At 73.6% G+C, this 25342-nt stretch carries 21 protein-coding genes and 1 pseudogene; 15 read left to right on the top strand and 7 right to left on the bottom strand.

The annotated features are described in order from the left end of the window. Positions 1 to 813 (bottom strand): annotated as a pseudogene (locus L6E12_RS04370) (hypothetical protein); the annotation flags it as partial. A 127-nt stretch (positions 814 to 940) separates the two neighbouring features. Here L6E12_RS04370 and L6E12_RS04365 point away from each other — a divergent pair. After that, positions 941 to 1756 (top strand): SDR family NAD(P)-dependent oxidoreductase, encoded by an 816-nt coding sequence (locus tag L6E12_RS04365; protein ID WP_236226574.1) that lies wholly within the window; start codon positions 941 to 943, stop codon positions 1754 to 1756. Here the strand turns inward: L6E12_RS04365 and L6E12_RS04360 are convergent. After that, positions 1741 to 2223, bottom strand: a complete 483-nt coding sequence (locus L6E12_RS04360) for a flavin reductase family protein (RefSeq protein ID WP_308074077.1) — start codon at positions 2221 to 2223, stop codon at positions 1741 to 1743. The two genes, L6E12_RS04365 and L6E12_RS04360, sit on opposite strands and share 16 nt — an antisense overlap. Before the next feature lie 220 nt (positions 2224 to 2443). Between L6E12_RS04360 and L6E12_RS04355 the strand changes: the two genes are divergently transcribed. The 9 genes from L6E12_RS04355 (at position 2444) to L6E12_RS04315 (ending at position 13673) form a co-directional block, all read left to right on the top strand. Continuing rightward, positions 2444 to 4066, top strand: a complete 1623-nt coding sequence (locus L6E12_RS04355; protein ID WP_236226572.1) for an ABC transporter substrate-binding protein — start codon at positions 2444 to 2446, stop codon at positions 4064 to 4066. Continuing rightward, positions 4063 to 5034, top strand: coding sequence for an ABC transporter permease (locus tag L6E12_RS04350; protein ID WP_236226571.1), 972 nt, complete (start codon positions 4063 to 4065; stop codon positions 5032 to 5034). The genes L6E12_RS04355 and L6E12_RS04350 overlap by 4 nt, the downstream gene beginning before the upstream one ends. Next, positions 5027 to 5863, top strand: a complete 837-nt coding sequence (locus tag L6E12_RS04345) for an ABC transporter permease (RefSeq protein WP_236226570.1) — start codon at positions 5027 to 5029, stop codon at positions 5861 to 5863. The genes L6E12_RS04350 and L6E12_RS04345 overlap by 8 nt, the downstream gene beginning before the upstream one ends. Continuing rightward, entirely contained in the window at positions 5860 to 7458 is a 1599-nt protein-coding gene (locus tag L6E12_RS04340; RefSeq protein WP_236226569.1) for an ABC transporter ATP-binding protein, read from the top strand. The genes L6E12_RS04345 and L6E12_RS04340 overlap by 4 nt, the downstream gene beginning before the upstream one ends. A 103-nt stretch (positions 7459 to 7561) precedes the next feature. Beyond that, a complete protein-coding gene (locus L6E12_RS04335) occupies positions 7562 to 8686 on the top strand; it encodes an LLM class flavin-dependent oxidoreductase (protein WP_236226568.1) in 1125 nt (374 codons plus the stop codon). 9 nt (positions 8687 to 8695) lie between these two features. After that, complete coding sequence (locus L6E12_RS04330) at positions 8696 to 10054, top strand: NtaA/DmoA family FMN-dependent monooxygenase (protein ID WP_236226567.1); 1359 nt, start codon at positions 8696 to 8698, stop codon at positions 10052 to 10054. 633 nt (positions 10055 to 10687) lie between these two features. Beyond that, positions 10688 to 11950: an alpha-hydroxy-acid oxidizing protein gene (locus tag L6E12_RS04325; protein WP_236226566.1), complete on the top strand. Its 1263-nt coding sequence runs from the start codon at positions 10688 to 10690 to the stop codon at positions 11948 to 11950. A 164-nt stretch (positions 11951 to 12114) separates the two neighbouring features. Further along, complete coding sequence (locus L6E12_RS04320) at positions 12115 to 13221, top strand: DUF6745 domain-containing protein (protein WP_236226565.1); 1107 nt, start codon at positions 12115 to 12117, stop codon at positions 13219 to 13221. Between the two features lie 11 nt (positions 13222 to 13232). Further along, complete coding sequence (locus L6E12_RS04315; protein WP_236226564.1) at positions 13233 to 13673, top strand: hypothetical protein; 441 nt, start codon at positions 13233 to 13235, stop codon at positions 13671 to 13673. A 201-nt stretch (positions 13674 to 13874) separates the two neighbouring features. On the opposite strand, the gene L6E12_RS35000 is transcribed toward L6E12_RS04315, so the two are convergent. Then, positions 13875 to 14513 carry a TetR/AcrR family transcriptional regulator gene (locus tag L6E12_RS35000; RefSeq protein WP_304523852.1) on the bottom strand — a complete coding sequence of 213 codons (639 nt, stop codon included), beginning with the start codon at positions 14511 to 14513 and terminating at the stop codon, positions 13875 to 13877. Positions 14514 to 14586: 73 nt separating this feature from the next. Here L6E12_RS35000 and L6E12_RS04305 point away from each other — a divergent pair, with 73 nt between their 5' ends. Genes L6E12_RS04305 through L6E12_RS04290 form a run of 4 tightly spaced genes read left to right on the top strand, consistent with a single transcriptional unit; the run spans position 14587 to position 18752 of the window. Further along, positions 14587 to 15969, top strand: coding sequence for an NAD(P)/FAD-dependent oxidoreductase (locus L6E12_RS04305; RefSeq protein WP_236226563.1), 1383 nt, complete (start codon positions 14587 to 14589; stop codon positions 15967 to 15969). Next, positions 15966 to 16766: an SDR family oxidoreductase gene (locus L6E12_RS04300; protein WP_236226562.1), complete on the top strand. Its 801-nt coding sequence runs from the start codon at positions 15966 to 15968 to the stop codon at positions 16764 to 16766. Before L6E12_RS04305 ends, L6E12_RS04300 begins: the two co-directional genes overlap by 4 nt. Beyond that, entirely contained in the window at positions 16763 to 17539 is a 777-nt protein-coding gene (locus L6E12_RS04295) for an acetoacetate decarboxylase family protein (RefSeq protein ID WP_236226561.1), read from the top strand. Before L6E12_RS04300 ends, L6E12_RS04295 begins: the two co-directional genes overlap by 4 nt. Position 17540: 1 nt before the next feature. Continuing rightward, the gene (locus L6E12_RS04290) at positions 17541 to 18752 is read left to right on the top strand and encodes an enolase C-terminal domain-like protein (protein ID WP_236226560.1); all 1212 of its coding nucleotides are present in this window, start codon (positions 17541 to 17543) and stop codon (positions 18750 to 18752) included. A gap of 229 nt (positions 18753 to 18981) precedes the next feature. Here L6E12_RS04290 and L6E12_RS04285 read toward each other — a convergent pair whose 3' ends face one another. From L6E12_RS04285 to L6E12_RS04270, 4 genes are all read right to left on the bottom strand, one after another. After that, positions 18982 to 19512: a hypothetical protein gene (locus L6E12_RS04285; protein WP_236226559.1), complete on the bottom strand. Its 531-nt coding sequence runs from the start codon at positions 19510 to 19512 to the stop codon at positions 18982 to 18984. Positions 19513 to 19521: 9 nt separating this feature from the next. Then, positions 19522 to 20916, bottom strand: a complete 1395-nt coding sequence (locus tag L6E12_RS04280; RefSeq protein WP_236226558.1) for a hypothetical protein — start codon at positions 20914 to 20916, stop codon at positions 19522 to 19524. Positions 20917 to 20942: 26 nt separating this feature from the next. Further along, a complete protein-coding gene (locus tag L6E12_RS04275) occupies positions 20943 to 21473 on the bottom strand; it encodes a hypothetical protein (protein WP_236226557.1) in 531 nt (176 codons plus the stop codon). Between the two features lie 67 nt (positions 21474 to 21540). Beyond that, entirely contained in the window at positions 21541 to 23793 is a 2253-nt protein-coding gene (locus tag L6E12_RS04270; RefSeq protein ID WP_236226556.1) for a helix-turn-helix domain-containing protein, read from the bottom strand. Between the two features lie 412 nt (positions 23794 to 24205). Here L6E12_RS04270 and L6E12_RS04265 point away from each other — a divergent pair, with 412 nt between their 5' ends. After that, on the top strand, positions 24206 to 25186 hold the full coding sequence (locus L6E12_RS04265) for a hypothetical protein (RefSeq protein WP_236226555.1): 981 nt from the start codon (positions 24206 to 24208) through the stop codon (positions 25184 to 25186). The last annotated feature ends 156 nt before the right edge of the window (positions 25187 to 25342 follow it).

Here is a 25342-nt window from a genome sequence, read left to right as displayed (position 1 = left end):
GTCGACCCGCCGGTAGTGGGCGGCGGGGTCCTCGCCCGCGCGGCGCAGGGCGGCCTGGGCGGTGGCGCGGACGACGGCGGTCCGGTCGGTCAGCGCCGCCGCGGCGGGCCGCGGGTCACCGGCCAGGGCCAGGGTGTGCACGGCGTCCGCGCGCAACGCCGAGGTGCGGGCGGTGAGCAGCGGGTGGACCGCGCCGGGGTCGCCCGCCGCCCTGGCCGCGCGCAGCGCCGCCGACCCGCAGATCAGGCGGACCTCCCGGTCCCGGTCGGTGCGGGCGAGGTGCAGCAGTTCCGGCAGGGTCAGCGCGGCGGCGGTGACGGCGAAGACCATCCGCCGCGCCTTCTGGTCCTCGACGGCCCTGGCGGCGGCCAGCACCTCGGGGGCGGCGGTGGTCAGCGCCGCCGTCACCGCGTCGGCGAGCCATCCGCCGTGCGCCCGGCCGCGCATCGCCCTGGCGAACCCGACCACCGCGGGCAGGGCGTCCGGCAGCGCCGCCGCGCAGCGCTCGCGGGCCAGGTCGCGCACCTGCGGAACCCAGTCGCCGCTGCGCAGCGCCGCGATCCTGGGGTCGGCACTGATCCGCAGGGCGGCCTCGCGGAGGTGCCCGTCGCGGTGGCAGGCGGCCAGCAGCACGTCCTGCGGGGTGGCGGTGCCGTCGGCGAGGCGGCTGCGCAGCCCCGCGCTCCAGGCGGCGGGGAACCGGATCGCCCGGACGTCGGCGTCGAACCCCAGCCACGCGGACGCGCCCAGGTCGGGCAGGGCTCCCGCCCTGCCGCGCACCTCGTCATCGACGTTCGACCGGCGACCCCACACGCGGGCAGCGTACGAGGCGGGCAGGACAACCCCGTGGTGCTTTTCCGGCACCGGTGCCTCGTCCAAGATCCCCGGCTCGGGGAAACGATGTTTGCGAACATCGACGTTCGCTAACTAAGCTCGACGGATGCGCGTCCTCATCACCGGTGCCGCCCGCGGCATCGGCGCCGCCCTCGCCACCCGCCTGACCGGCTCCGGCGCCCGGGTCGCCCTCGCGGGCCTCGAACCCGAGCTGCTGGAGCAGGTCGCGGCGTCCTGCGCCGCCCCCTGGCGCCCCTGCGACGTGGCCGACCGGGAACAGGTCGACCGCGCGGTCGAGGACCTGGTCGGCGAGCTGGGCGGCCTCGACGTCGTGGTGGCCAACGCCGGGATCGCCAAGCAGCTCCCGCTGATCGGCGGCGACCCCGCCGCCATGGAGCGGACCCTCCAGGTCAACGTCCTGGGCACCTACTACGCGCTGCGCGCCGCGGGCCCGCACATCGCCCACCCCGGCGGCTACGCCGTGCTCATCTCCTCCCTGGCCGCGGCCGTGCACCTGCCGCTCCTGGGCGCCTACAGCGCCTCCAAGGCCGCGGTGGAGGCGCTCGGCAACACCCTCCGGGCCGAACTGCGCCCGAGCGGGGCCCGGGTCGGGGTCGCCTACTTCGCCGAGCTCGACACCGACATGACCAGCCGGGGCTTCGGCACCGAGGCCGCGCGGGCGGCCACCGGCGGCTCGATCACCAAGCCCGCTCCGCTGAGCAGGGGGATCGACGCGCTGGAGGAGGGCATCGCCAAGCGCAGCCGCACCATCGTCGCCCCGGGGTGGGCGCGGGCCGTGCTGCCGATCCGGGGGCTGGCGCAGCGGGCCGTGGACCGACGGCTGCGCGGGCGGGTGGCCGAGGCGCTGCGCATCGCCAGGGGCGAGGACGCGGCGTTCACCACGCCTCAGCCGATGCCGTAGGACCCGCGGTGGTAGAGCAGCGGTGACCGCGACGGGTCGGCGGCGAGGTCGTGCACGTGACCGAGCGCGATCGTGTGGTCGCCGCCGTCGTACTCGTTCCACAGCGTGCAGTCGAGCCAGGCGCACACCCCGTCGAGGACGGGGGCGCCGTTGGCGCTGGGCCGCCAGGCGATGCCCGCGAACTTGTCGGTGCCGCTGCGGGCGAACGCCGCCGACACCGGCTCCTGGTCCTCGGCGAGCACGTTGATCCCGAACCGGCCGATCGCCCTGATCACCGGCCAGGTGCTGGAGGTGCGGGCGGGGGAGAAGCTGACCAGCGGCGGGTCCAGCGACAGCGAGGCGAACGACTGGCAGGTGAAGCCCACCGGGCCCGCGGGTCCGGTGGCGGTGATCACCACGATGCCGGTGGCGAAGTGGCCGAGCACCTCCCGCATCCGCGTCGACGCCACCGGGCTCGGAGACTGCACCGCGTCCTCCCTCATCGCCGTTGACCGTCCACAGCGAACACTCGGACGGGGTCTGCCGCTGTCCAGGATGCCCTTCCCGGCGGCGGTTGTCCACGCTCCCGGATGGTGGGCGACGGCGTCCCAGTCAAGGGCGACCGCAGGGTGAGAAGGGCCACGGACCTGCTCTTACCGCGGTTAGCGTGCGGGAAAACGCCCCTTTCCCCGCTCCTGGAGGCCTGCCGTGACCGGCCACGCGAGACCTCGAACCACCCGGACCGCCACCCTGCTCGGCGCGGCACTCCTGCTCTCGGCCTGCGGCGCCCAGGGGACCGCCGCGACCGGCGCCGACGCCGGGCCGCCGCGCCCCGGCGGCACCCTGCGGCTGGGCATCTCCTCCAACCCCGACTGCCTCGACCCGCAGCAGGTCGGCACGAACGCCGCGCTCAACGTCGGCCGCCAACTCGTCGACTCGCTGACCGACCAGAACCCCGAGACCGGCGAGATCACCCCCTGGCTGGCCGAGAAGTGGGAGGTCTCACCCGACTCGACCGCGTTCACCTTCCACCTGCGCTCCGGCGCCACCTTCTCCGACGGCACCCCGGTCGACGCCGCCGCGGTCAAGACCAGCTTCGACGGCATCAAGGCGCTGGGCCCGAAGTCCCTGCTCGGCGCCGGGTACCTGGCCGCCTACCGGGGCTCGACCGTGCTCGACCCGGCCACGGTGAAGATCGAGTTCTCCGCCCCGAGCGCGCAGTTCCTCCAGGCCAGCTCCACCATGTCGCTCGGCGTGCTGGCGCCCGCCGCCTACGCGAAGACCGCCGAGCAGCGCTGCCAGGGCACCGGGCTGGTCGGCTCCGGCCCGTTCGTCTTCGAGAGCTTCCAGCCCAACCGGGAGGTCGTGCTGGCCAGGCGCCCCGGCTACGCCTGGGGCTCCCCGCTGTGGGGGCACACCGGCGAGGCGTACCTGGACAAGGTCTCCTACCGGGTGGTCCCCGAGCCCGGGGTGCGCACCGGCAGCCTGGCCTCCGGCCAGCTCGACGCGATCACCGACGTGCAGCCGGTCGACGAGCCGCAGTTCGCGGGCAATGGGTTCACCGAGCCGGTGCGGCCGAACCCGGGCATCGTGTTCAACCTCACCGCCAACACCACCCGCGGCGTGCTCACCGACGCGAAGGTGCGCCAGGCCGTGTCCAAGGGCATCAACCGCCCCGAGGTGACCTCGACCGTCCTGTCGGCCAACTACAAGGCCGCCACCAGCGTCCTCGGCTCCACCACCCCGCTGCACACGGACCTGTCGAAGGAACTGGCCTTCGACCAGCAGGGTGCTCAGGCGCTGCTCGACTCCGCCGGGTGGCAGCCGGGTCCGGACAGCATCCGGGTCAAGGACGGGCAGCGGTTGACCGCGAGCGTGGTGTTCTCCGCGGTCTTCAACCAGAACCAGAGCGCCCTGGAGCTGATCCAGCAGCAACTCCGCAAGATCGGCTTCGACCTGCGCATCGAGCTGCACACCACCGCTGAGACGACGGCCATCCAGCAGTCCGGGAACTACGACTTCCTCTGGTTCAACACCACCCGCGCCGACCCGGACATCCTGCGCCAGCTCTACTCCACCAAGTCGTCCAACCGCAGCAGGCTCACCCCCGGCCCGCTGGACGAGGCGCTGGACCAGCAGGCCGCCACGGTCGACCCGGCCACCCGCGGCCCCGCCGCCGAGCGGGCCCAGCGGCTGATCGTGGAGCAGGCCTACGTCATCCCGGTGTTCGAGCTGACCCAGGTCCTCGGGGTGGGGCCGACCGCGCACGGCATCGAGTTCGAGGCGTCCTCGCGGCTGAGGCTCTTCGACGCCTGGGTGTCGGGCTCGTGAGCCGCACGAGCGTGCCGCGCCGCCTGGCCCAGGCCGTCGTGGTGCTGTGGGCGGCGTTCACCCTGTCGTTCGTCGTGCTCTACCTGCTCCCCGGCGACGCCGTGCTGACCAAGCTCGGCTCCGCCGAGGGCGGGGTGACCGCCTCCGACGCCGAGGTCGCCGCCGCCAGGGCCGCCTACGGCCTGGACGACCCGCTGCCGGTGCAGTACGGCAAGCGCTTGCTGGCGGCGCTGCGCGGCGACTTCGGCACCTCGGTCAGCACCGGCGACGACGCCACCCACATGGTGCTGTCCGCGCTGCCGTCGACCCTGGCGGTGACCGGCCTGGCGCTGGTGCTGGCGGTCGCCTTCGGCGGCGGTGTGGCCGTGCTGGGCACCTACACCCGGCAGCGCTGGCTCGGGCAGCTCCTGCTGTCGCTGCCGCCGCTGGGCATCTCGCTGCCGTCGTTCTGGGTCGGGCTGGTGCTCATCCAGGTCTTCTCGTTCCAGCTCCGCCTGGTGCCCGCCCTCGGGTCCACCGGGTTCGCCTCGCTTGTCCTCCCGGCGGTCACGCTGGCCCTGCCGACCGGCGCGATCATCGGGCAGGTGCTGGCCAAGAGCCTGCGCACGCAGCTCGCCGAGCCGTACGTGGAGGTCGTGCTGGCCAAGGGCGCGAGTCGCGGTCGGGTCCACTTCGGACACGCGCTGCGCAACGCCGCGCTGCCCGCGCTGACGCTGGTCGGGGTGGTGGCGGGCAACCTGCTCGCCGGGTCGGTGGTCACCGAGACCGTGTTCGCCCGCGACGGCGTCGGCCGGGTGACCGCGGCGGCGGTGACCGCGCAGGACATCCCGGTCGTGCAGGCGGTGATCGTGCTGGCCGCGTTCTTCTTCGTGGCGGTCAACCTGGCCGTCGACCTGCTCTACCCGCTGCTCGACCCCCGCCTTGCCGCGCCCGCCGCCCGCACCGGGAAGGTGACCGCCGATGTCTGAGCTGTCCGTCCGGAACACCGGGCTGCACCTGCTGCGCAGGCCCGGGCTGGTGCTCTCGGGTGCGGTGATCGCGCTGGTGCTGCTGGCCGCGGTGGCGCCCGCGGTGTTCACCGGCCAGGACCCCATCGCCGGGGTGCCCGCCGAGCGGTTGCGGGGGCCGTCGCCGTCGCACCTGTTCGGCACCGACGAGACCGGCCGCGACGTGTTCGCCAGGGTCGTGCACGGGGCGGCGCTGTCGCTGCGGGCCACGGTGATCGCCGTGCTGGTGGCGCTGGTGTCGGGGGCGGCGCTGGGGCTGCTCGCCGGGTTCCGCGGCGGCTGGCTGGACTCGGTGGTCATGCGCGTGGTCGACGTGGTGCAGGCGGTCCCGGCGATCCTGCTCTCGCTCGCGCTGGTGACCGCCCTGGGCTTCGGCACGACCAACGTGGCCATCGCCGTCGGGGTGTCGAACCTGGCCGCGTTCGCCCGGCTGATGCGCGCGGAGGTGCTGCGCGTGCGGTCCGGGGTGTTCGTCGAGGCTGCCCGGGCCAGCGGGGTCCGCTGGAGCGGGGTGCTGGGCAGGCACGTGCTGCCCAACGCCCTCGGACCGGTCCTGGTGCTGGCCACGCTCACCTTCGGCACCGCGGTGCTGGAGGTGTCCGCGCTGAGCTTCCTCGGCTTCGGCGCCACCCCGCCCACCCCGGAGTGGGGCGCGCTGGTCGCCGGCGGGCGCGGCTTCCTGGCCACCGCGTGGTGGATGACGACCTTCCCCGGCCTCACCGTCGCCGCGGTGGTGCTGGCCACCAACCGGCTCGGCCGGGCCCTCGACGGCGAACGGAGTGGACGATGACCGGGTTGACCGCCGGGTTGCTGCGCATCGAGGGGCTGGACGTGACCTACCGGACCCGCACCGGGCCGGTGCGGGCGGTGCGCGGGGTGGACCTGACTGTCCACACCGGACAGATCGTGGCCGTGGTCGGCGAGTCCGGCTCGGGCAAGTCCACCACCGCGCACGCCGCGATCGGGCTGCTGCCCGCGGGCGGGCGGGTCGAGGCGGGCGGCATCACCTTCGACGGCCGCGACCTCACCGGGCTGTCGGAGAAGGGGTGGCGGTCGGTGCGCGGCACCGGCATCGCCCTCGTCCCGCAGGACCCCACCGTCTCCCTGGACCCGGTGCGCCGCGTCGGCGAGCAGGTGGCCGAGGTGCTGCGCATCCACCGCCTCGCCCCCCGGGCCCGGCTCGCCGCAGAAGCCGTGGAGCTGCTGGGCCGCGCGGGGGTCGACCGGCCGGGGCAGCGCGCCCGGCAGTACCCGCACCAGCTCTCCGGCGGCCTGCGCCAGCGGGTGCTCATCGCCATCGCCCTGGCCGGGGAACCGCGGCTGATCATCGCCGACGAACCCACCAGCGCCCTCGACGTCACCGTGCAGCGCGGCATCCTCGACCACCTGCAGGGACTGGCTGCCGAATCCGGCACCGCGGTGCTGCTCATCACCCACGACCTGGGCGTGGCCGCAGACCGCGCCTCGCACATCGCGGTGATGTCGGAGGGCACCGTGGTCGAGCAGGGACCCACCCGCGAGATCCTGGGCGCCCCCGCCCACGCCTACACCCGCGACCTGCTCGCCGCCGCCCCCGCCCTGGCCGGGGAACCGCTGCGCCCGCGCCTCCCAGCGGGGCCGGAGGTGCTGCTCGCGGTGACCGGCCTGCGCCGCTCCTTCGACGGCACCACCGCCGTGGACGACGTGTCCTTCACCCTGACCAGGGGCCGCACGCTGGCACTGGTCGGCGAGTCCGGCTCCGGCAAGACCACCACCGCCCGGATGGCCGTCGGCCTGGAAACCCCGGACGCGGGCACGGTCACCTTCGACGGGGAGGACATCACCGCCGCGCGCGGGGAGCGGCTGCGCGCGCTGCGCCGCCGGTTCCAGCTCGTCTACCAGAACCCGTACGCCTCGCTGAACCCGAGGATGACCGTCGGCGACACCGTCGCCGAGCCGCTGCGCGCGTTCGGCGTCGGCGACCGGGCGAGCAGGCGCGAGCGGGCCGCCGAGCTGCTGGAACAGGTGGCGCTGCCCGCGTCGGCACTGCGCCGCAGGCCGGTCGAGCTGTCCGGCGGGCAGCGGCAGCGGGTGGCGATCGCCCGTGCGCTCGCGCTCAACCCCGACCTGGTGGTGCTCGACGAACCGGTGTCCGCGCTGGACGTGTCCGTGCAGGCGCAGATCCTCCGGCTGCTCGTGCGCCTGCAAGCCGAGCACGGGCTGACCTACCTGTTCATCACCCACGACCTGGCCGTGGTCCGGCAGGTCGCCGACGAGGTCGCGGTGATGCGGCGCGGTCGGCTGGTCGAGTCCGGCCCCACCGACGCGGTGCTCACCGACCCGAGCGCCGACTACACCCGCGACCTGCTCGCCGCCATCCCCGGCACGCGGGTCACCGCGAGCTGAGGTTATTCCCGATCCGCGCAACCGTCCCACCACCTGGCTGCCGGGGCGCCCGGCGCCCGCACCGGCGCACAATCGGCCAGGACGGACCGGAAGGAGATCCCGCATGACGACCCCTGCCCCCGGACCCCACCTCGCCGTCGCGCTCGACGGCGCGGGCTGGCACCCGGCCGCCTGGCGCGAGCCGCGGGCCCGGCCGGACGAGCTGTTCTCCGCCCGCTACTGGACCGACCTGGTCCGCGAGGCGCAGTCGGCCGCCCTGGACTTCGTCACCTTCGAGGACACCCTCGCGTTGCAGCGCGGCGGGTCCCCGGAGGCCACCGACCGGGTGCGCGGGCGGCTCGACGCCGTGCTCATCGCCGCCAGGGTCGCCCCGCTCACCGCGGGCATCGGTCTGGTGCCCACGGTGGTCACCACGCACACCGAGCCGTTCCACATCTCCAAGGCCATCGCCACCCTGGACTACGTCAGCACTGGCCGCGCCGGGGTGCGGGTCCGGGTGGGACGCCCGCACGAGTACCCGCACTTCGGCCGCCGCGACCCCGAGGAGGACCGCGACTCGCTGTTCGCCGAGGCCGCCGACTACGTCGAGGTCGTGCGCAGGCTGTGGGACAGCTGGGAGGACGACGCGGAGATCCGCGACGCGGCCACCGGCCGGTTCGTCGACCGGGAGAAGCTGCACTACATCGACTTCGAGGGTCCCAAGTTCTCGGTCAAAGGCCCGTCCATCACACCTCGGCCGCCGCAGGGCCAGCCGCTGGTCACCGCCCTGGCGCACGCCGAGATCCCGTACGAGTTCGCCGCGAAGTCCACCGACCTGGCCTACGTCACCCCGACCGACCGCACCGACGCCGAGCGGATCGCCACCCGCCTCGACGGCCTGCCGCACGTGTTCGCCGACCTGGTGGTGTTCCTCGACGACAAGCCCGGCGCCGCCGCCGACCGGCTCGCCCGGCTCGACGAGACCGCGGGCAAGGCCTACGCCTCCGACGCGCACGTGTTCACCGGCACCCCCGCCGAACTGGCCGACCTGCTGCTGGACTGGCACGCCGCGGGCCTCACCGGCTTCCGCCTGCGCCCCGGCGCCGTCCCCGACGACCTGACCGCCATCACCCGCGGCCTGGTGCCCGAACTGCGCGCCCGCGGCGCGTTCCGCTCCGGCTACGAGGCCGACACCCTGCGCGGGCTGCTCGGCCTGCCGCGCCCCGCCAACCGCTACGCGACCGCCTGAGGAGGACCGGTGACCGTCTCGCCGGAAGGCAAGCCCCGCAAGCAGATCCACCTCGCCGCGCACTTCCCCGGGGTCAACAACACCACCGTGTGGAGCGACCCGGCGGCGGGCAGCCACATCGACTTCCGCTCCTTCGTCCACCTGGCGCAGACCGCCGAGCGGGCCAAGTTCGACCTGTTCTTCCTCGCCGAGGGCCTGCGCCTGCGTGAACAGGGCGGCCAGATCTACGACCTCGACGTGGTGGGCCGCCCGGACACCTTCACCGTGCTGGCCGCCCTCGCCGCGGTCACCGACAGGCTGGGCCTGGCGGGCACGATCAACTCCACCTTCAACGAGCCCTACGAGGTGGCCCGCCAGTTCGCCTCCCTCGACCACCTGTCGGCGGGCCGGGCCGCGTGGAACGTCGTCACGTCGTGGGACGCCTTCACCGGCGAGAACTTCCGCCGCGGCGGATTCCTCCCCCAGGAGCAGCGCTACTCCCGAGCCGAAACGTTCCTGCGCACCACCTGGGAACTGTTCGACTCGTGGAAGGGCGACGAGGTGGTGGCCGACAAGGACACCGGCACCTTCCTCAGCGACCCGGCCGCGGGCGCGTTCGCCCACCGCAGCGAGCACTTCGACATCTCCGGCCGGTTCACCGTCCCGCGCAGCCCCCAGGGCCGCCCGGTCATCCTCCAGGCGGGCGACTCCGACGAGGGCCGCGAATTCGCCGCCGCCACCGCCGACGCCATCTTCAGCAGGCACGGCACCCTGGAGGCGGGCCAGGCATTCTACGCCGACGTCAAGGGCAGGCTGGCCAAGTACGGCAGGCAGGACCACCAGCTCAAGGTCCTCCCGGCGGCCACCTTCGTCCTCGGCGACACCGACGCCGACGCCGCGGAGAAGGCCGACGTCGTGCGCAAGCAGCAGGTCAGCCCGGCCACGGCCATCAAGTTCCTGGAACAGCTGTGGAACACCGACCTCAGCACCCACGACCCGGACGGCCCACTGCCCGCCTTCGACCCGGTCGTGGGGGAGAACACGGTGGCCAAGGGCCGGGCCAGCGTCCGGATGCACCGGGACCCGGTGGCCACCGCGCACGAGTGGCGGGCCCTGGCCGAGGCCAAGGGCCTCACCAGCCGCGAACTGATCATCGAGGTCACCGGCCGCCAGAACTTCATCGGCTCCGCGGAGACGATCGCCACCCGCATCAACGACCTGGTCCAGGCCGACGCTAGCGACGGCTTCATCCTGGTCCCGCACGTGACCCCCGGCGGCCTCGACGAGTTCGCCGACACCGTCGTCCCACTCCTGCAGGAACGCGGGGTCTTCCGGGCCGAGTACACGGGCGCCACGCTGCGCGAGCACCTCGGCCTCGACCAACCGTGAGCGGCTGCCGGGCCTGAGGTGCGGCGGGCGGAAGGTTCCGCGCTACCACGCGGAACCCGGTGGCCGGTACCGGTTGAGCGCGGGCGGGCGGTGCGGGCGGATCAGCGCTGGGGCCGCGCCCCGCCCGGCACCGCCCGCCCGGCGCGGATTGCTCGGGCGGGTGTGCGCGGGTGTGCGTGGTGGGTGCTGGATCCGGCGCTGACCGACGTGTGCCCGCCCCGCCGTCACCCCTTGCCCCGCACTGCCCCCACCCCTGCCCTGCCGCCGCGCGTTTTCGCTGTCTCTCCGTGCCCACCCTGCCGTGCCTCGCGTCGCAGCCGCCTCGCTGTCTCGCCGCGCCGCCCCGCATTGCCTCCGCCCCGCATTGCCCCGCTGTGCTGCACCCGGACCGCCGCACCGCCGTACTTCTCCACGCCGCGCCCCGCCGCCGCTCGCGCCGTGCTGCCGCCGCGCTGCCCGCCGGTGGCCGCCACCCCGTTCTGCCGCGCTGCGCTGCCGCCCACCCTGTTGCTTTGCCGCCGCCCCGCTGCGCTGCCCCATCGGGTGATGGCCGATGGCCGGGCCGCGTGGTGGTGCCGGGGGTGGGGGTGTCTCGTAGGCTACCGGTGGGTAGCGAGCGTGAGGAGTGGCGGCATGGTCGAATCGGGTCGGGCTCGGCAAGAGGCGATCTACCGGGCCGGTGTGTCCGGCACCCGACCCCGCGTCCCCACCGACGCCGCCGCGCTGCGGGCGGCCGCTCGGCGCCGCTGCTCGCGCAAGGCGTGGGCCTACGTCGAGGGCGGGGCGGGGGAGGGCGCGACCATGGCCGCGAACCGGGCGGCCCTGGACCGGTACGAGATCGTCCCCCGCATGCTGCGCGACGTCGCCGAGCGGGACACGTCCACCACCCTGCTCGGCACCCACCTCGCCGCCCCGCTGCTGCTGGCCCCCGTCGGGGCGGCGGGCCTGGTGGCCCGGGACGCGGACGTGCTGATCGGGCGGGGCGCGGCCGAGGCGGGGGTGCCGTACATCTTCTCCTGCCAGGGCAGCAGCCCCATGGAGCGCACCGCCGCCGCCATGGGCGACGCCCCGCGCTGGTTCCAGCTCTACTGGAGCCGCGACGAGGAACTGGTCGACAGCTTCCTGGCGCGGGCGGCGGCGATCGGGGCGGGCGCGGTGGTGGTCACCCTCGACACCACCATGCTCGGCTGGCGCCCGCAGGACCTCAACCTGGGCAGCCTCCCGTTCTTCCAGGGCATCGGCATCGCCCAGTACACCTCGGACCCCCGCTTCCGCGAGCTGGTCCGCGCCCGCACCGGCGGCCCGGCCCGCGACGTGAAGATCACCCCCGCCGCCGTGCGCACCCTGCTGTCCATCTCCCGCGAGCACCCCGGCCGCTTCCTGGACAACCTCCGCTCCCCGGTCCCGCGCGCGGCCGTGGAGACGTTCCTCGACGTCTACTCCAACCCGGCGCTCAACTGGGACCACATCGCAGGTCTGCGCGAGCGCACGAAGCTGCCCATCGTCCTCAAAGGAATCCTGCACCCGGACGACGCGCGCACCGCCGTCGACCTCGGTGTGGACGCCGTCATGGTGTCCAACCACGGTGGTCGGCAGGTCGATGGCGCCACCGCGTCCCTGGATGCGCTGGTGGCTGTGCGCAAGGCGATCGGGGCGGAGTACCCGGTGCTGCTCGACAGCGGTATCCGCACCGGGGCGGACGTGTTCAAGGCGCTGGCCCTGGGCGCCAACGCGGTGACCCTGGGGCGCCCGCACATCTACGGGCTCGCCGTGGGTGGCAGCGGGGGAGTGGCGGACGTGGTGCGCAACGTGCTGGCGGAGTTCGACCTGACCATGGGGTTGTCCGGGGTGGCTTCGCTGGAGGAGATCACCCCGGACACTGTGGTCTGCCGCTGAGCCGTGTCCTGCGCGAAGCTCGGGATCTGCGTGGTGGCGGGCGGTTGGTGGGGCGGTGGACCAGGCGTCGCGGCGAGTCGGTGCGACGACCACTTGCGCGCGACCGGCGCCTGCTGCCACCATTGCCGCATGTCGAGTCGAAAGGGCGCGTGCGCCCTGATCTCTTGAGTCGCCGGGCGCGGCGCAGGCCGCGTGCCGGGGGTTACCGGGTTTCGGAGCTGGTTCCCCGGATCGAGCAAGTCCGCCGGGAGTGGCTGGAGTACGCCTTCGCCACGGAGCCCGCGGACCGGTCCACCGCCGAGGCGGTCATCTCCGAGTTCTACGCCACCATCGGCAGACCGCCGCCCGCGTTCGAGTGGGTGGGTTCCCCCGCCGCGGTCCGCGCGGACATCGGTTCGGCGGCGGGTGATCGAGTCGCGGTCGAGTTCGCCACCCGGACCGCGCGGGTTCGCGACAGGCTCGAACGGGACCTGCGGCCGTGGGGCCTGCCGGGGGACCCCGGTGAGCGCACCGCCTGCCCGGCCACCGCGCAATCCTTTGTGGACAACATGGTGCACGGCGAGCTGCGCCGGGTCGTCCGCGAGGGTGTGGTGGCGGTGGTGGCCGCCGCGGCGGGCCGGTCGGCGGTGCGCTGGTACGGGCAGCACGACGCGGACTGGGTCGGCTGGCACGACGCCTGCGCGCGGCTGCTGGGCACCCGCCGGTCCCCGCGCGACGAGCACTTCCTCGCCCTGTGGACCACCCTCGCCCGCTCCTGCGGGTGGTGGTGGCCGCGCGAGGGCGTCTGCGTCGTGGCCGAGCGGCCCGAATCCGTGCACACCGAGGACTGGCGGCTGCACCGCGCGGACGGCCCCGCCCTGCGCTACCCCGACGGGTGGTCGGTGCACGCCTGGCGGGGGACCCGGGTGCCCGCCTGGGTGATCGAGGACCCCACCGCCGAGCGGATCAGCGCCGAACCCAACATCGAGGTCCGCCGCTGCGCCATCGAGAACATCGGCTGGGAGGCCTACCTCGACGACGCGGGCACGACCGTCGTCGGCCGCGCACCCGACCCCGGCAATCCCGGCTGCGAACTGCTCCTCTACGACCTGCCCCGCTGGGACCGCCCGTCGCGCCTCCTGCTGGCCGTCAACGGCTCGGTCGAGCGCGACGGCACCCGCCGCCGCTACGGCCTGCGCGTCCCGCCCTGGCTGGACGACCCGGTCGAGGCCGCCGCCTGGTCCTACGGCCTCACCGGTCCCCAGTACGCCCAGCTCCTCCGACGAACCTAGAGGTGATCACCGTGGAACTCGCACAGTTGCTCGACCGCACCGGCCTGACCGTCCTCGACCACCTGGAACTCCAGGTCGCCATCCCCGTCATCGACGGCCTGCAAGCCCAGGGCGACCTCATCGTCATCCCCCGCGCCCTGGTCCCGGTCGTCACCGAGAACCCCTGGGCCCGGTGGTCCCCCGTCCCCCGCGCGGGCGTGGAACTCGTCCGCGGCGCCAACGGTGCCAACCCGCACACCCTCACCGCCGACCAGGGCACCTGCGAGTGGACCCCCGACGTCCGTGAACCCCTGGGCCTGGCCATCGCGCTCATCCGCAACACCGCACCGGTCCACCTCGTCCACCCCGAACACGGCGGCACCGGCATCGCCCCCGGCGAGTGGGTCGTCCGCCGCCAGCAGGAACGCGGCACCGCCCGCTTCCGCTCGACCTCGACCCTCGTCTGCGACTAGGGAGCGTCCTGTGAGCCGTTGATCTGCTGGTCTGCCATTCGTGGATCGTGGTTGGTCGGGGTGCGGTGATGGATCGGGCGTGGGCTCCTCCACCTCGGACTGCCGATTCGAACGCCGACGAGTCACGAGCGCCGACCCCCGCCCGCCGGTCAACGCTCTCAGCGCGTTGCCCTTCGGCCCGGTGAGCCGCGTGCGGCCGTTTCAGCGGATGCGGTGGAAGAAGGCTTCCACCAGGAACCGGGCCATGGCGGTGAGGCGGTCGGGTGGGTGGGTCTCGGGGTCGTTGAGGACGAGCCTCCCGCCTTCTTGCATGGCGGTGAGCAGCAGGTGGGCGAGCAGGTCGACGTCGATCGCCTCGGCGTCGGGGTGGTCGCGGAGGAACCAGCGGGTGACCTCGGCGAATCGGGCGCGGATGGCGGCTTCGGCTTGTTGTTTGTACGTGCGAACCGGGGGCGGCATCCCGTCGACGGGCAGCAGGATGGAGCGCCAGCGCTGGGGGTTGGTGACCACGGCGGTGAAGAACCCGCTGGCGACGCGGGTGAAGGTGTCGACCGGGTCGGCGTCGGTGAGGTCGGCGGGCAGGGTGGCGGTGACCTGGGCGAGCGCGCGGTCGCCTTCGCGTCGCAGCAGGTCGCGCAGGATGTGGTTGGCGTCGCTGAACTGGCCGTAGACGACAGGGCGGGTCACACCCGCCGCTCTGGCGACGGCGTCGACGGACACGGCGGCCACACCCGCGGTGTTGATGATCTCCAGCGCGGTGTCGAGCAGTTGCTCCCGTCGCTGGTCCGGCGCCATGCGCGGCGCGTAGGGGCGCTTGCCGGGCGCTGCGGTCGATGTCATGCACGCGATCCTACCCTTGAAAAGCTACATGCCTGTAGCTACAGTCGCGTAGCAATAGCTCTGGGAGGCAGCGATGGATGACAGCACAACAAGACGCTTCTGCGTCATCGGCGCGGGCTATGCGGGCAACGGGCTGGCCAGGGCACTGAAACAGGCAGGCGTCCCGTACGACCAGTTCGAGGCGACCGGCGAGGTCGGCGGGAACTGGGCGCACGGGGTGTACGACTCGACGCACCTGATCAGCTCGAAGCGCTCGACGCAGTACATCGAGTACCCGATGCCCGCGCACTACCCGACGTTCCCGAGTCGGGCGCAGATGCTGGCCTACCTCAACGACTACGTCGACCACTTCCGGTTGCGCGAGCACATCGAGTTCGACACGGAGATCACCGAGGTCCGGCCGCTCGACCGCAGCGGGTCAGCGGGCTGGCGGGTCACGCTGTCCACCGGTGAACAGCGTGACTACGCCGGGGTCGTGGTGGCCAACGGGCATTACCGGGAGCGCAACACCCCCGCCTATCCGGGTGTGTTCACCGGGAGACAACTGCATTCCAAGGACTACACGCACCCCGCCGACCTCGGCGACGGCGGGCGGGTGCTGGTCGTCGGCGGCGGCAACTCGGCCAGCGACCTCGCCGTGGAGGCCGCGGCCACGTTCGGTTCCGCGGACATGTCGATGCGTTCGGGGTACTGGTTCATCCCCAAGACGATCTTCGGGATTCCCGCATCGGATTGGGATCGAGTGTGGCTGCCGATGCCGGTGCAGCGCTTGGGGTTCCGGCTGCTGTTGCTGCTTTCTTGCGGTCGCTACGAGCGCTACGGCCTTCCCGAGCCGAACCACCCGCTGTTCGCCAAGGACGTCACGGTGAACTCCTCGCTGATGTACGCGCTGCTGCACGGCAGGGTCCGGCCGCGCAGGGAGATCGCCCGGTTCGACGGCGCCACGGTCCACTTCGTGGACGGCACGAGCGGCCGGTACGACACCATCGTGTGGGCCACCGGTTTCCGCACCCGGTTCCCGTTCCTGGACGAGTCGATGTTCGTCTGGGAGAACGGCCAGCCGCTGCTGGTCGAGCACACCCTCGTGCCCCGGTACGCCAACCTCTACATCTGGGGCCTGGTCGCCCCGCGCTCCGGCGCCGGGAAGATCATCTCCATCGGTTCGGACTTCCTGGCTGAAGCCGTCGCGGCGCAACGGCTGTTCCCGGTCCCGTTGTCCGACCTGCTCGGCCGCCGCTTCCGGGCGCGGAGTTCGATCCTGGCAGGCTCGGCGGAGATCCTCGGCCGGATCAGATCGGCGCGCCGCGCCTTGCGCGGCCACGTCCGGCGGGCCCGGCTGCTCGGTGGCGGTCTGGCCGCCTGGGGCGCCTGCTGCGCCGCGCGGCCGCTGCCCGCCACCACATCCACCCACGGCAGGCACGTCACGGTTGGGAAGATCGAGGAGTTGCCCGCATGAGCCTGCCCCCACCGACACCGCGCAACCGCGCCGTGGTCACCGGCGCCTCCTCCGGCATTGGCGCCGCCCTCGCCGAGCAACTGGCCGCACGCGGGTACTCGCTGGTCCTGGTGGCCCGCAGGCAGGACCGGCTGCGGGAGCTGGCCACCCGGCTGAGCACCACGCACCGGGTCGAGGCCGAGGCGTACCCGTGCGACCTGGGCGACCGGGACGCCCGGGCGAAGCTGGCCGGGGAACTGGCCGCCCGCGACATCGCGGTGCTGTGCAACAACGCGGGCTTCGCCACCTACGGCCTGCTGTCCACCTTGGACCCGAAACGGGAGCGGTCGCAGGTGGAGCTGGATGTGGTCGCCGTGCACGAGCTGACCCTGGCGGTGTTGCCCGGCATGCTGGCGCGCAAGGCGGGCGCCATCCTGATCACCGGATCCACCGCGGGCAACCAGCCGGGCCCGAACAACACCACCTACGCCGCGTCGAAGGCGTTCGCAAACACCTTCGCCGAGTCCTTGCGGGCGGAACTGGCCGGTACCGGGGTCTCCTGCACGCTGCTCGCGCCCGGACCGGTGCAGACGGAATTCACCCGGGTCGCCGAGGTGCCCGCGGTGGACCGACTGGTGCCCGGAGCGCTGTGGGTGTCCGCCGAGACCGTTGCCCGGCAGGCGGTGGCGGGCCTGGCCGAGGACAGGCGGCGGGTCGTGCCCGGCCTGTTCGCCAAGGTCCAGACGCTGGGCGGCCTGTACAGCCCGCGCTGGATCAGCGCGGCCCTGCTGCGCGCCGTGTACCGGAGGGTGACATGAGCGACTGGGAACCCGATGCCCGCACCCAGGGCCGCGGCCTCATCTCGGACCTGCGCCGCGCGCTGACCCTGGCCCACCCACGCCGCACCCTGTACCGCGACGCGCACTATTTCGCCGCCACCGTCGAGGTCGACCCCGCCGGGATGACCCCGTGGCTACCGCCGGGAATCCGGCTCGCCGAACCCGCCGGGGCCGAGGTGTTCACCGCGTTCTTCCCCGACTGCAACTACGGCTCGGTCTACCACGAAGCAGGACTGTTCGTGCACGTCAAGGCGGGTCGCAAGACCGGCATCCACTGCCCGTGGATGATCCTCGACGACGACGTCGCGCTCATCCTCGGCCGCGAACTGCTCGGCTACCCGAAGAAGCTCGGCGAAATCGACTGGCACCTCGACGGCGACACCATCCACGCCGAGGCCCGCCGCCGCGGCAGCACACTGATCACCATGGGCGGCACACTGGGCGAGCACATCACTGAGCCGCCGCCCATCCTCGGCCGCCCGCACCGCAACGTCCAGGGCCTGATCGGGCCTGCACTGCCCCGGATCGTCGCGTTCACCCCCGCCGAGCACCCGATCGAGGTCCGCGAGGTCACCGGCTTCGAACTGCGCCTGGGCGGCTCCGAACGCGACCCGCTCGACCAGATGGGCCTCGGCCGGGTGATCCAGGCGCGACTGCACCGCGTCGACCTCTCCGCCGGACCCCCACCCGTCCCGCTGCGGCCGTTGACGCCGCTGTTCACCGCGACCCGCCTACGACCGAGAGTGCTCTGACATGACCACGAACCTGTCCGACCAGTTCACACTGCCCTGCGGCGCCGTACTGGCCAACCGCATCGCCAAAGCGGGGATGAGCGAACAACTCGCCGCCCGCGACGGCAGGCCCACCGATCGACTCCACCGCCTGTACGCCACCTGGGCCCGCTCGGGCGCGGGCCTGCTCATCACCGGCAACGTCATGATCAACCGCGATGGGCTGGTCGAGCCGCGCAACGCCATCCTGGATGACGACCGCGCGCCTGCCGAGTTCACGACCTGGGCCGACACCGTCCACGCCGGTGGTGCAGCGGTGTGGATGCAGATCAACCACCCCGGCCGGGTCGCCACCGTCCCGTTCACCCGCCGCCCCGTCGCACCCTCCGCCACCCGCGAACCCGTCCCGGGCTACAACCTGCGCAAACCCCGCGAACTCACGGCGACCCGGATCCAGGCACTGATCCGCTCCTACGCCCGGACCGCCGAACTCGCCGTCGCCGCGGGCTTCGACGGCGTGCAGATCCACGCCGCCCACGGCTACCTGCTCTCCCAGTTCCTGTCGCCACTGGCCAACACCCGCGACGACCACTACGGCCGCGACGCCGCGGGCCGCCGCCGCGCCCTGCTCGACACCGTGGCCGCCGTGCGCGCCGCCGTCGGCCCGCACACACCGATCTCGGTCAAACTCAACTCCGCGGACTTCCAGCACGGCGGTCTCACCACGGCCGAATCCCTCGACGTCGCCACCGCACTGGCCGACGCCGGGATCGACCTGCTGGAGATCACCGGCGGCAACTACGCCGAACCCGCCATGGAAGGCGTCCACCACACCGGCCGCGAAGCCTACTTCGCCGACTACGCCGCGAAGGTCCGCGAACGGACCCGGGTGCCGCTCATGCTCACCGGGGGCCTGCGCACCCGCGACACCATGGAACACCTCGTCCGCAGCGGCGCGGTCGACGTGATCGGCATCGCCCGGCCCATGGCGTTCGTCCCCGACTACCCGGCCCGCATCTTCGCCGGAGAACTAGAACCCCTCCTCCCCCGGGGTCCGCGACCGATCGGCTACCGGCCACTGGACGGATACCTCCAACTCGCCATCCACAACGCCCAGTTCCACCGCATCGCCGCCGGACGCACCCCGCACACCCGCGCCGGGATCGGCACCGTACTCCGCGCGCTCACCACGATGTCGGCCGCCATGGCCAGCCAGGCGGTGCTGCCCCGATGACCATCGACACCGCACAGCCTGCCGCCGCACGCGACATCACACGCGGCGCGGCTGCCAGGTCCTCGCACCCGGTCGCCGACCGCGCCTCCGCCTTGGCGCCGATCCGGGCGGGACAACAACGGTCCGATCACCGCCCACGCCTTGGCCGTCACCTCACCACGGCCAACCATGATCCACCCACTCGGGCACCACCGACAAAACCCCGGGCTTCGAGGACATGGCCTGGGACCTACTCGCTGGTGTAGCGGAGGTCCACGTGGGCGCCCTGGCAGGCGTCCTGGTCGGTCGGCTTGTCGCGGAAGCCGACCGAGGCGCCGGAGAACGGCACGGTTTCGCCCGGTGCCAACACCTTCCCGATCGGCATCCTCGGTGCGACCAGCACGTAGTCGCTCGCGTCGCACGGGCCGGGGCGGGCGGTGGGGGACTTGGTCACGGCGGAGATGCGCACCGTGACCGCGACCACCACCGTGCTCTCCCGGGCGTGGTTGGTGATCTCGGCGGTGATCGCCCCGGGAGGGATGCCGGGCGCCAGACCGGTGTTGGTCGACGTCTGGGTGATCGTCAGCGCGCAGTCGGTGGCGACCGCCTGCCGGTTGTCGGTCGCCACCAGCCCGAGCAGCAGCAGGGGCAGGGCGACCAGCGCCACCCGGCCGCGGGTTGTCGCGATGAGCAGGACCCCCACCGCGATCGCCGAGGCGCCGAGGGCGAGCAGCAGCGCCACCGGGGCGCCGGTGGTGGCCAGCGGGACCGCGCAGGTCATGGCCGCACCTCAGATCGACTGGAGCGCCGCGGTCGCGGAGGTCAGTCCGGGCGACGCGGCGGTGAGGACGGATGTGGTGTTCAGCAGGTAGAAGGGGCTGAAGGTAGTCGACGCGCTCGACACCTCGGCGCCGTGCGGGATGGTGAGGGTGGTCGGGTTCGTGCTGCCGGTCGTGGTGGTCAGGGTGACCACCACGTCGGGGCCGTGGTTGACCACCGGGGTCCCGCTGCTGTCGGTGAGGGTGATCCTGGCGGTGAAGGTGCCCGCGCTGAGCAGGAACAGGCAGCGGGTGTAGGTGAGGGCGAACCGGGTGCCCCCGCTGCCCGTGCACACCGTCGTCGACGGCTCGCTCCACGCCAGCCGCGTCGGGGCGGCCACGGTGGTGAACGGGGTGCTCACCGCCGGGGTGAGGCCGGGAGCGGTGGCGGTCAGCGTGTACGTGCCCACGGTGTCGACCGAGCAGGCGGTGAACGTCGCCACGCCCGCCACCGCGGCCTTGGGGGCGCAGGCCAGGGTGGCGCCCGCCGGGGTGGTCAGGGCCTGCGACACCGTGACCGCGGCGGTGGTCACCGGGTTGCCGCCCGCGTCCTGCACCTGCACCACGGGTTGGTCGTGGAACGGCCTGCCCGCGAAGGACGTGCCGGGGGAGGTCGTGAAGGCCAGCTTCGCCGCCGGGCCCGCCGTGACGGTGAACGCCGAGCTGGTCGCCTGGGTGAGGCCCGCGCTGGTGGCGAGCAGCGCGTAGCCGGTGGCCGCCTTGTCGATCGACAGCCCGGGGAAGGTGGCCACACCGCCGGAGTCGGTGGTCGCCGTCGTGGTGCCGGACAGCGTGCCGCCGTTCGGGTTCGCGCCGAGGGCGATGGTGACCGGCGTGCCCGCCACCGGCACGGCCACCCCGGTCGACGTCTGCACGGTCACCCTCGGGGACGGGGTGATCGACGCCGTTGACGCCACAGTGGACGGTTGGGTGGTGAAGGCGAGCCTGGTCGCGGTGGACACCACCACCGGCCCGCTCGGGGCGCTGGTGGCCGTCCAGGAGCGGTGGAGCGCGACGACGCGGTAGGTGTGGGTGCCCGCGGGGACGGCGGTGTCGGTGCACGAGGTGCCGGTGACCGGCGCGGTCGCACCGCTGCCGCAGGCCGCCGCGGTGGTGGTGCCGGTGGTGCGGGTGACGAGGTAGCCGGTGGGGCTCGGGGTGCCCGTCGAGGCCGCCCACGACACCGCGACCGCGGCGGGGCCGGTGAGGCGGGCGGTGACCGCGGTCGGCGGGGCGAGGGTGGCCGTGCTGCCCGCGGCCGTGGCGCTGCCGGTCGCGGACCAGTGCGCCGACGCCGGGGGCGCGGCCACCAGCAGCCCCGCCGCCAGTGCGGTCAGGAACCCGACCGCGACCGGGAGCCTGCGCATCCGGGCACCCTTCCCCACTCGACTGGTCAGCTTGCGACGAAGCGGAGCGGGACGGTGGCGTTCTTGCAGCCGTCCTGGTTGGACGGCAGGTTGTTCATGGTGATGGTCACCGTGCCGTTGCGGACCCCGGCGGGCTCGACCTCGCCGTAGGTGACGGTCGGGGTGCCGACGCTGTAGTCCGCCGCCGAGCAGCCCGCCACCGAGGTCCACGCGGACCCGTCGGCATTGGCCACGGTGACCGCCACGTTCGCCAGGTTCTGCGCCCCGGTGCCCGGGTTGGTCACGGTGAACGCCACCGTCTGCGTCGGTCCGCCCGGGCTCAGCGGGCCTCCGGTGGCGGTCGAACTCGCCACCACGAAGGCGGAGCTGGTCCCGGTCGTCGCCGATCCGCTGCCGGTGCCGGTCGAGCTCCAGTAGGCGTAGGCGACACCGCCCGCCAGCGCGAGCACGGCGACGATCGCGGCGGTGACGAGCGCGCGCTTCTTGGTCGAGTGGTGGGTCATCCGGAACTCCTGGGTGTGTCCACGCTGGACGGCGGCGGTTCCCGTCGCGGTCATGACGAACGGATCGTCACGGTGGGCTTATCGCCATTAGTCGCTACGGGTTAACCATCCACTCGCGGGTTCACTCTTTAGTGTCTACTGTAATCGGAGGCTGTTGATGTTGGGCGGCAATGGGTTCCGCAGGTCGGGGGTCGTTTTCCAAGCTCAAACCCCTCCTGGCGCGGCCCTCCCCGACGACCACCGGGTGCACCGGCACACCCAACTCGTCGGCGAAGGCCCACAGGTCCCGCGCCCCGCGCGGATCGCCCTGCCGGGCGGCGGTGTTGCCCAGCCCGGTCAGCGCCCGCGCCCGCTCGTACCGGCTGCCCGCCAGCTCGGCGAGGTCCGCCGCCTCGGTGTAGCGCAGCCGCGCGTCCGCCAGGTCCCCGGCCCGGTAGGACACCCACGCCTGGCAGGTCAGCCCCATGACCGCGTCCACCGGGAGCTGGGCGGACTCCCTGGCCTCCGCGGCGTGCTCGCGGGCCTCGTCGAAGCGGTCCAGCGCGGTCAGCGCCAGGGCCAGCCCGCGCAGCGCGATCACCGCGTTGCGGGTGCGCCCGGTCCGCCGGTACACCCCGAGGGCGATCCCCAGGTCGCGCACCGCCGCCTCCGCGTCGCCCTGGTAGAGCCGCACCCAGGCCAGGCTCGACAGGGCGTCGACCTCGCCGCGCCGGTCGCCCGCCGCGGCGAAGGCCGCCCCGGCCCGCTCGTGGCAGTCCACCGCCAGGTCCAGCTCGCCCAGTTCGACGTGGGCCATGCCCAGGTGGTTCAGGACCATCCCGGTGGCGGCCTGGTCGTCCTCGGCGCGCGCGGTCTCCAGGGCCACCCGGTGGGTGGAGATCCACGGCTCGAACAGCTTCTCCCGGAAGAAGAACGCGCGCAGCACCACCGCCAACTGCCAGCAGCGCCGGTCGCCCGCGGCCAACGCGGTCACCCCGACCAGGGTCCGCCAGTGCAGGCGCAGCCACTCCAGCGCCCCATCGGCGTCGAGGAACGGCACCGACGGGGGCCGCGGCGCGTCGACGGGCGGGCGGTACCGGTGCGGTTCCAGGAGTTCGTCGGCCGCCACCAGCGTGCCCAGCGCGTGGTCGACGAGCCGGGAGGTGGCCGCCCGCTGTTCCCCGGGTTCGACCGAGGGCGGCGCGTGGCGCAGCAGGAACGCGCGGACCAGGTCGTGCACGGTCAGGTCGCCGTCCTCGGCGCGGGTGAGCAGGTGCGTGTCGTGCAGCCGGTCGATCGTGGCGTCGAGGTCGCCGACGGCGGCCCCGGCCAGCGCCTCGGCCGCGGCGGTGGTGATCGTGCCCTCCGGGTGCAGCGCCAGCAGGCCCAGCAGGTGCCGCTGCTCGGCGGGCAAGCCCTCGTGGGAGACCAGGAACGCCGCCGCGACGCTGCGCTCGCCGTCGTCGAGGGCGGCCAGCCGCGACGACTCCCGGTCCAGCCGGTCGAGGAAGCGCGCCGCCGACCACCCGCCGCGGGCGAACCGCGCCGCGGCGATCCGCACGGCCAGCGGCAGCCGGTCGCAGCGGTCGACGATCCGGGCCACCGCCCGGTCGTCGGCGGGCCCGCCCTCGCCCGCCACCGCGCGGAACAGCCCGATCGCCTCCGACCGCGCCAGCACGCCCAGCGGCAGGTGCCAGGCGTCGTCCAGCGCGGCCAGCCTGCCGCGGCTGGTCACCAGCACCCGGCACCCCGGCGCGTCGGGGAGCAGCGGGCGCACCTGGGCGGCGGTGCGCGCGTTGTCCAGCACCAGCAGGACCCGCCTGCCGCGCAGCGCCCCGCGCAGCAGACCGGTCCGGCTCTCGGCGTCGGCGGGCACCCGGTCGGCGTCCACCCCCAGCAGCGACAGCAGCCGGTGCGCGGTCTCGCCCGGCCCCGCCTCCTCCGCGCCCGGGGTGTGCCCGCGCAGGTCGGCGTAGAGGCACCCGTCGGGGAAGTCCGGCTCGGCGGTGCGCGCGGCGAGCACGGCCAGCGCGGTCTTGCCGACGCCCGCGAGCCCGCTGATCACGCAGACCCGCACGGTGTCCTGCCTGCCCAGCACGGCGGCCAGGGTGGACAGCTCGGCCGCCCGCCCGACGAAGTGCCGGGTCGGGGCGAGCGGCGCGGGCAGCCCGGTCCACCGCGCCCCGTCGACCGGTTCGGAGATCAGGGTCGACAATTCACCCCGCGCCCCGAGTTCGCGGTCGCACGCCCGCGCCAGCGCCGGGGTCGGCCGGGACCGGCCGTTCTCGATCTTGCTCAGATAACCCTTGGTGAAATGGATGGCCTCGGCCAGCGAGGTCAGCGACATGCCCGCGGACTCGCGCCTGCGTCGTAACTCGGAACCGAAATCCGTCATCTTCCAACCTCTCCGGGGCACGGGACGGTCCGCCGCCCGGTCCCCGGCCGGGAGGCCGGGGACCGGGCGCCGGGACTAGCCGATGAGCGTGGCCAGCAGGTCCAGCAGGGGGATGATCACGTGGGTGTGCATGGTCTTGTCCTCTCGACGACCGCGGTGCCCGGGCGCCTTCGCGGGGGGCGCCGATTCCGCGGGGGGTGGTGACCAATCGACTGGTGTGGCAATCGTCAGGTCGCGTCGAGAGGAAAAGAAGGCGTTTCACGTTGACTGTCGCGGCGGTGTCCGGGAAACCGACTCCACCGGTGCTGTTTCCCATTCTGGGAAACTCGGGAAACCCATCGGCGAATCTTCTGGCCGGCCGAGGGCGCTCGGTACACTGCACGTCCGAAGTCTGCCGACCAGAGGTGGCCGCGTGCGCGAACCCGGGAACAGCCGACCCGACCGGACCAAGGCGCTGGGGGACGAGCTGAAGCTCCTGCGCCGCGGCTTCGGGGTGAACGACCCCAAGCTGCCGGAGACCATCGGACCCTTGCTGCGCCAGGTCTGCGGGGTCCAGGACACCGACCCGCAGTGGACCGCCAGGGAGCGTATCCACAACACCCTGGTCAAGCTGGTCAACCGGCTCCCGGAGCCGCACCGCGCGATCGCCAGGGTGGCGCTCGGGTTCGACAGCGAACCCGGCCTGCGCTACACCGAGCGGCTCCGGGCGCTGGAGCAGCGGTTCGAGCGCGACACCCGCACGATCCAGCGCCGCAGCAACAACGCCATCTACTACCTCGCCGAGTGCGCCGCGGAGGAACAGGCGGCAGGCGGGCCGCGGCGGCGACCCGGGCCGCCGTGGCACACCGTGGCGCTGCGGACCAGCCTGGTGCTCGACGGTTCGGGGGTGGAGGTGACCGAGACCCGGCGGATCGTCAGCCACCTCGACGGCCTCAGCGAGATCGAGCACTCGGTGACCGTGCTGCCGCCCACCGGCACCGCGGAGGGGCCGCTCGACCTGGCCACGGTGGGCATCCGCGCCGTCTCCGGCGGCGACGTGCTCTCCCCCCGGCTGCACGGCCGCAACCGCGCCGTGTTCATCCTGCGCCCGCCCGAGCCGCTGGACGAGGGGGCCGAGCACGAGTTCGAGTTCCGCGTGGCCGTCCCGCAGATGTCCCCGCTGTACGTGTGCACCCCGACCTACCCGTGCGACACGTTCACCCTGCACGTGAAGTTCGACCGCCCGCCGACGGCGGTCTGGGTGGTCAACGGCGACCTCGCCACCGAGGCGGACGACCCGACCCTGCCGCGCGAGACCGTCCGACCGGACGCCTCCGGCGAGGTGCGGCACGTCTTCGAGGACCTGGAGCCCTACCGCTCCTACGGCCTGCTCTGGCGGCCGGTCGCGGACTGACCTCACCCCCGCCGCCCGATCCCCTCCACCAGGCCCGCCAGCCGCCGCAGCGGCGCGGGCAGCCTGGCCAGCGCCACGCCGACCGCGGCGACCGCCCCCCACCGCCCGGGCTGCCCGCCGAACGCGCGCCGGGCCTCGTCGAGCAGCGGGCGGGCC

The organism is Actinokineospora sp. PR83 (genome assembly GCF_021056305.1).
Lineage (GTDB): Bacteria > Actinomycetota > Actinomycetes > Mycobacteriales > Pseudonocardiaceae > Actinokineospora > Actinokineospora spheciospongiae.
Note: the sequence above shows the minus strand (reverse complement) of the source record. Positions and strands in the feature narration are given on the sequence as shown.

Excerpts from the sequence above, each read along its gene's own strand:
- L6E12_RS04340 (WP_236226569.1), top strand. The coding sequence starts at position 5,860 with ATGACCGGGTTGACCGCCGGGTTGCTGCGCATCGAGGGGCTGGACGTG.
- L6E12_RS04280 (WP_236226558.1), bottom strand. The coding sequence starts at position 20,916 with ATGCGCAGGCTCCCGGTCGCGGTCGGGTTCCTGACCGCACTGGCGGCG.
- L6E12_RS04325 (WP_236226566.1), top strand. The coding sequence starts at position 10,688 with ATGGTCGAATCGGGTCGGGCTCGGCAAGAGGCGATCTACCGGGCCGGT.
- L6E12_RS04270 (WP_236226556.1), bottom strand. The coding sequence starts at position 23,793 with ATGACGGATTTCGGTTCCGAGTTACGACGCAGGCGCGAGTCCGCGGGC.
- L6E12_RS04335 (WP_236226568.1), top strand. The coding sequence starts at position 7,562 with ATGACGACCCCTGCCCCCGGACCCCACCTCGCCGTCGCGCTCGACGGC.
- L6E12_RS04295 (WP_236226561.1), top strand. The coding sequence starts at position 16,763 with ATGAGCGACTGGGAACCCGATGCCCGCACCCAGGGCCGCGGCCTCATC.
- L6E12_RS04305 (WP_236226563.1), top strand. The coding sequence starts at position 14,587 with ATGGATGACAGCACAACAAGACGCTTCTGCGTCATCGGCGCGGGCTAT.
- L6E12_RS35000 (WP_304523852.1), bottom strand. The coding sequence starts at position 14,513 with ATGACATCGACCGCAGCGCCCGGCAAGCGCCCCTACGCGCCGCGCATG.
- L6E12_RS04345 (WP_236226570.1), top strand. The coding sequence starts at position 5,027 with ATGTCTGAGCTGTCCGTCCGGAACACCGGGCTGCACCTGCTGCGCAGG.
- L6E12_RS04300 (WP_236226562.1), top strand. The coding sequence starts at position 15,966 with ATGAGCCTGCCCCCACCGACACCGCGCAACCGCGCCGTGGTCACCGGC.
- L6E12_RS04290 (WP_236226560.1), top strand. The coding sequence starts at position 17,541 with ATGACCACGAACCTGTCCGACCAGTTCACACTGCCCTGCGGCGCCGTA.
- L6E12_RS04275 (WP_236226557.1), bottom strand. The coding sequence starts at position 21,473 with ATGACCGCGACGGGAACCGCCGCCGTCCAGCGTGGACACACCCAGGAG.
- L6E12_RS04365 (WP_236226574.1), top strand. The coding sequence starts at position 941 with ATGCGCGTCCTCATCACCGGTGCCGCCCGCGGCATCGGCGCCGCCCTC.
- L6E12_RS04285 (WP_236226559.1), bottom strand. The coding sequence starts at position 19,512 with ATGACCTGCGCGGTCCCGCTGGCCACCACCGGCGCCCCGGTGGCGCTG.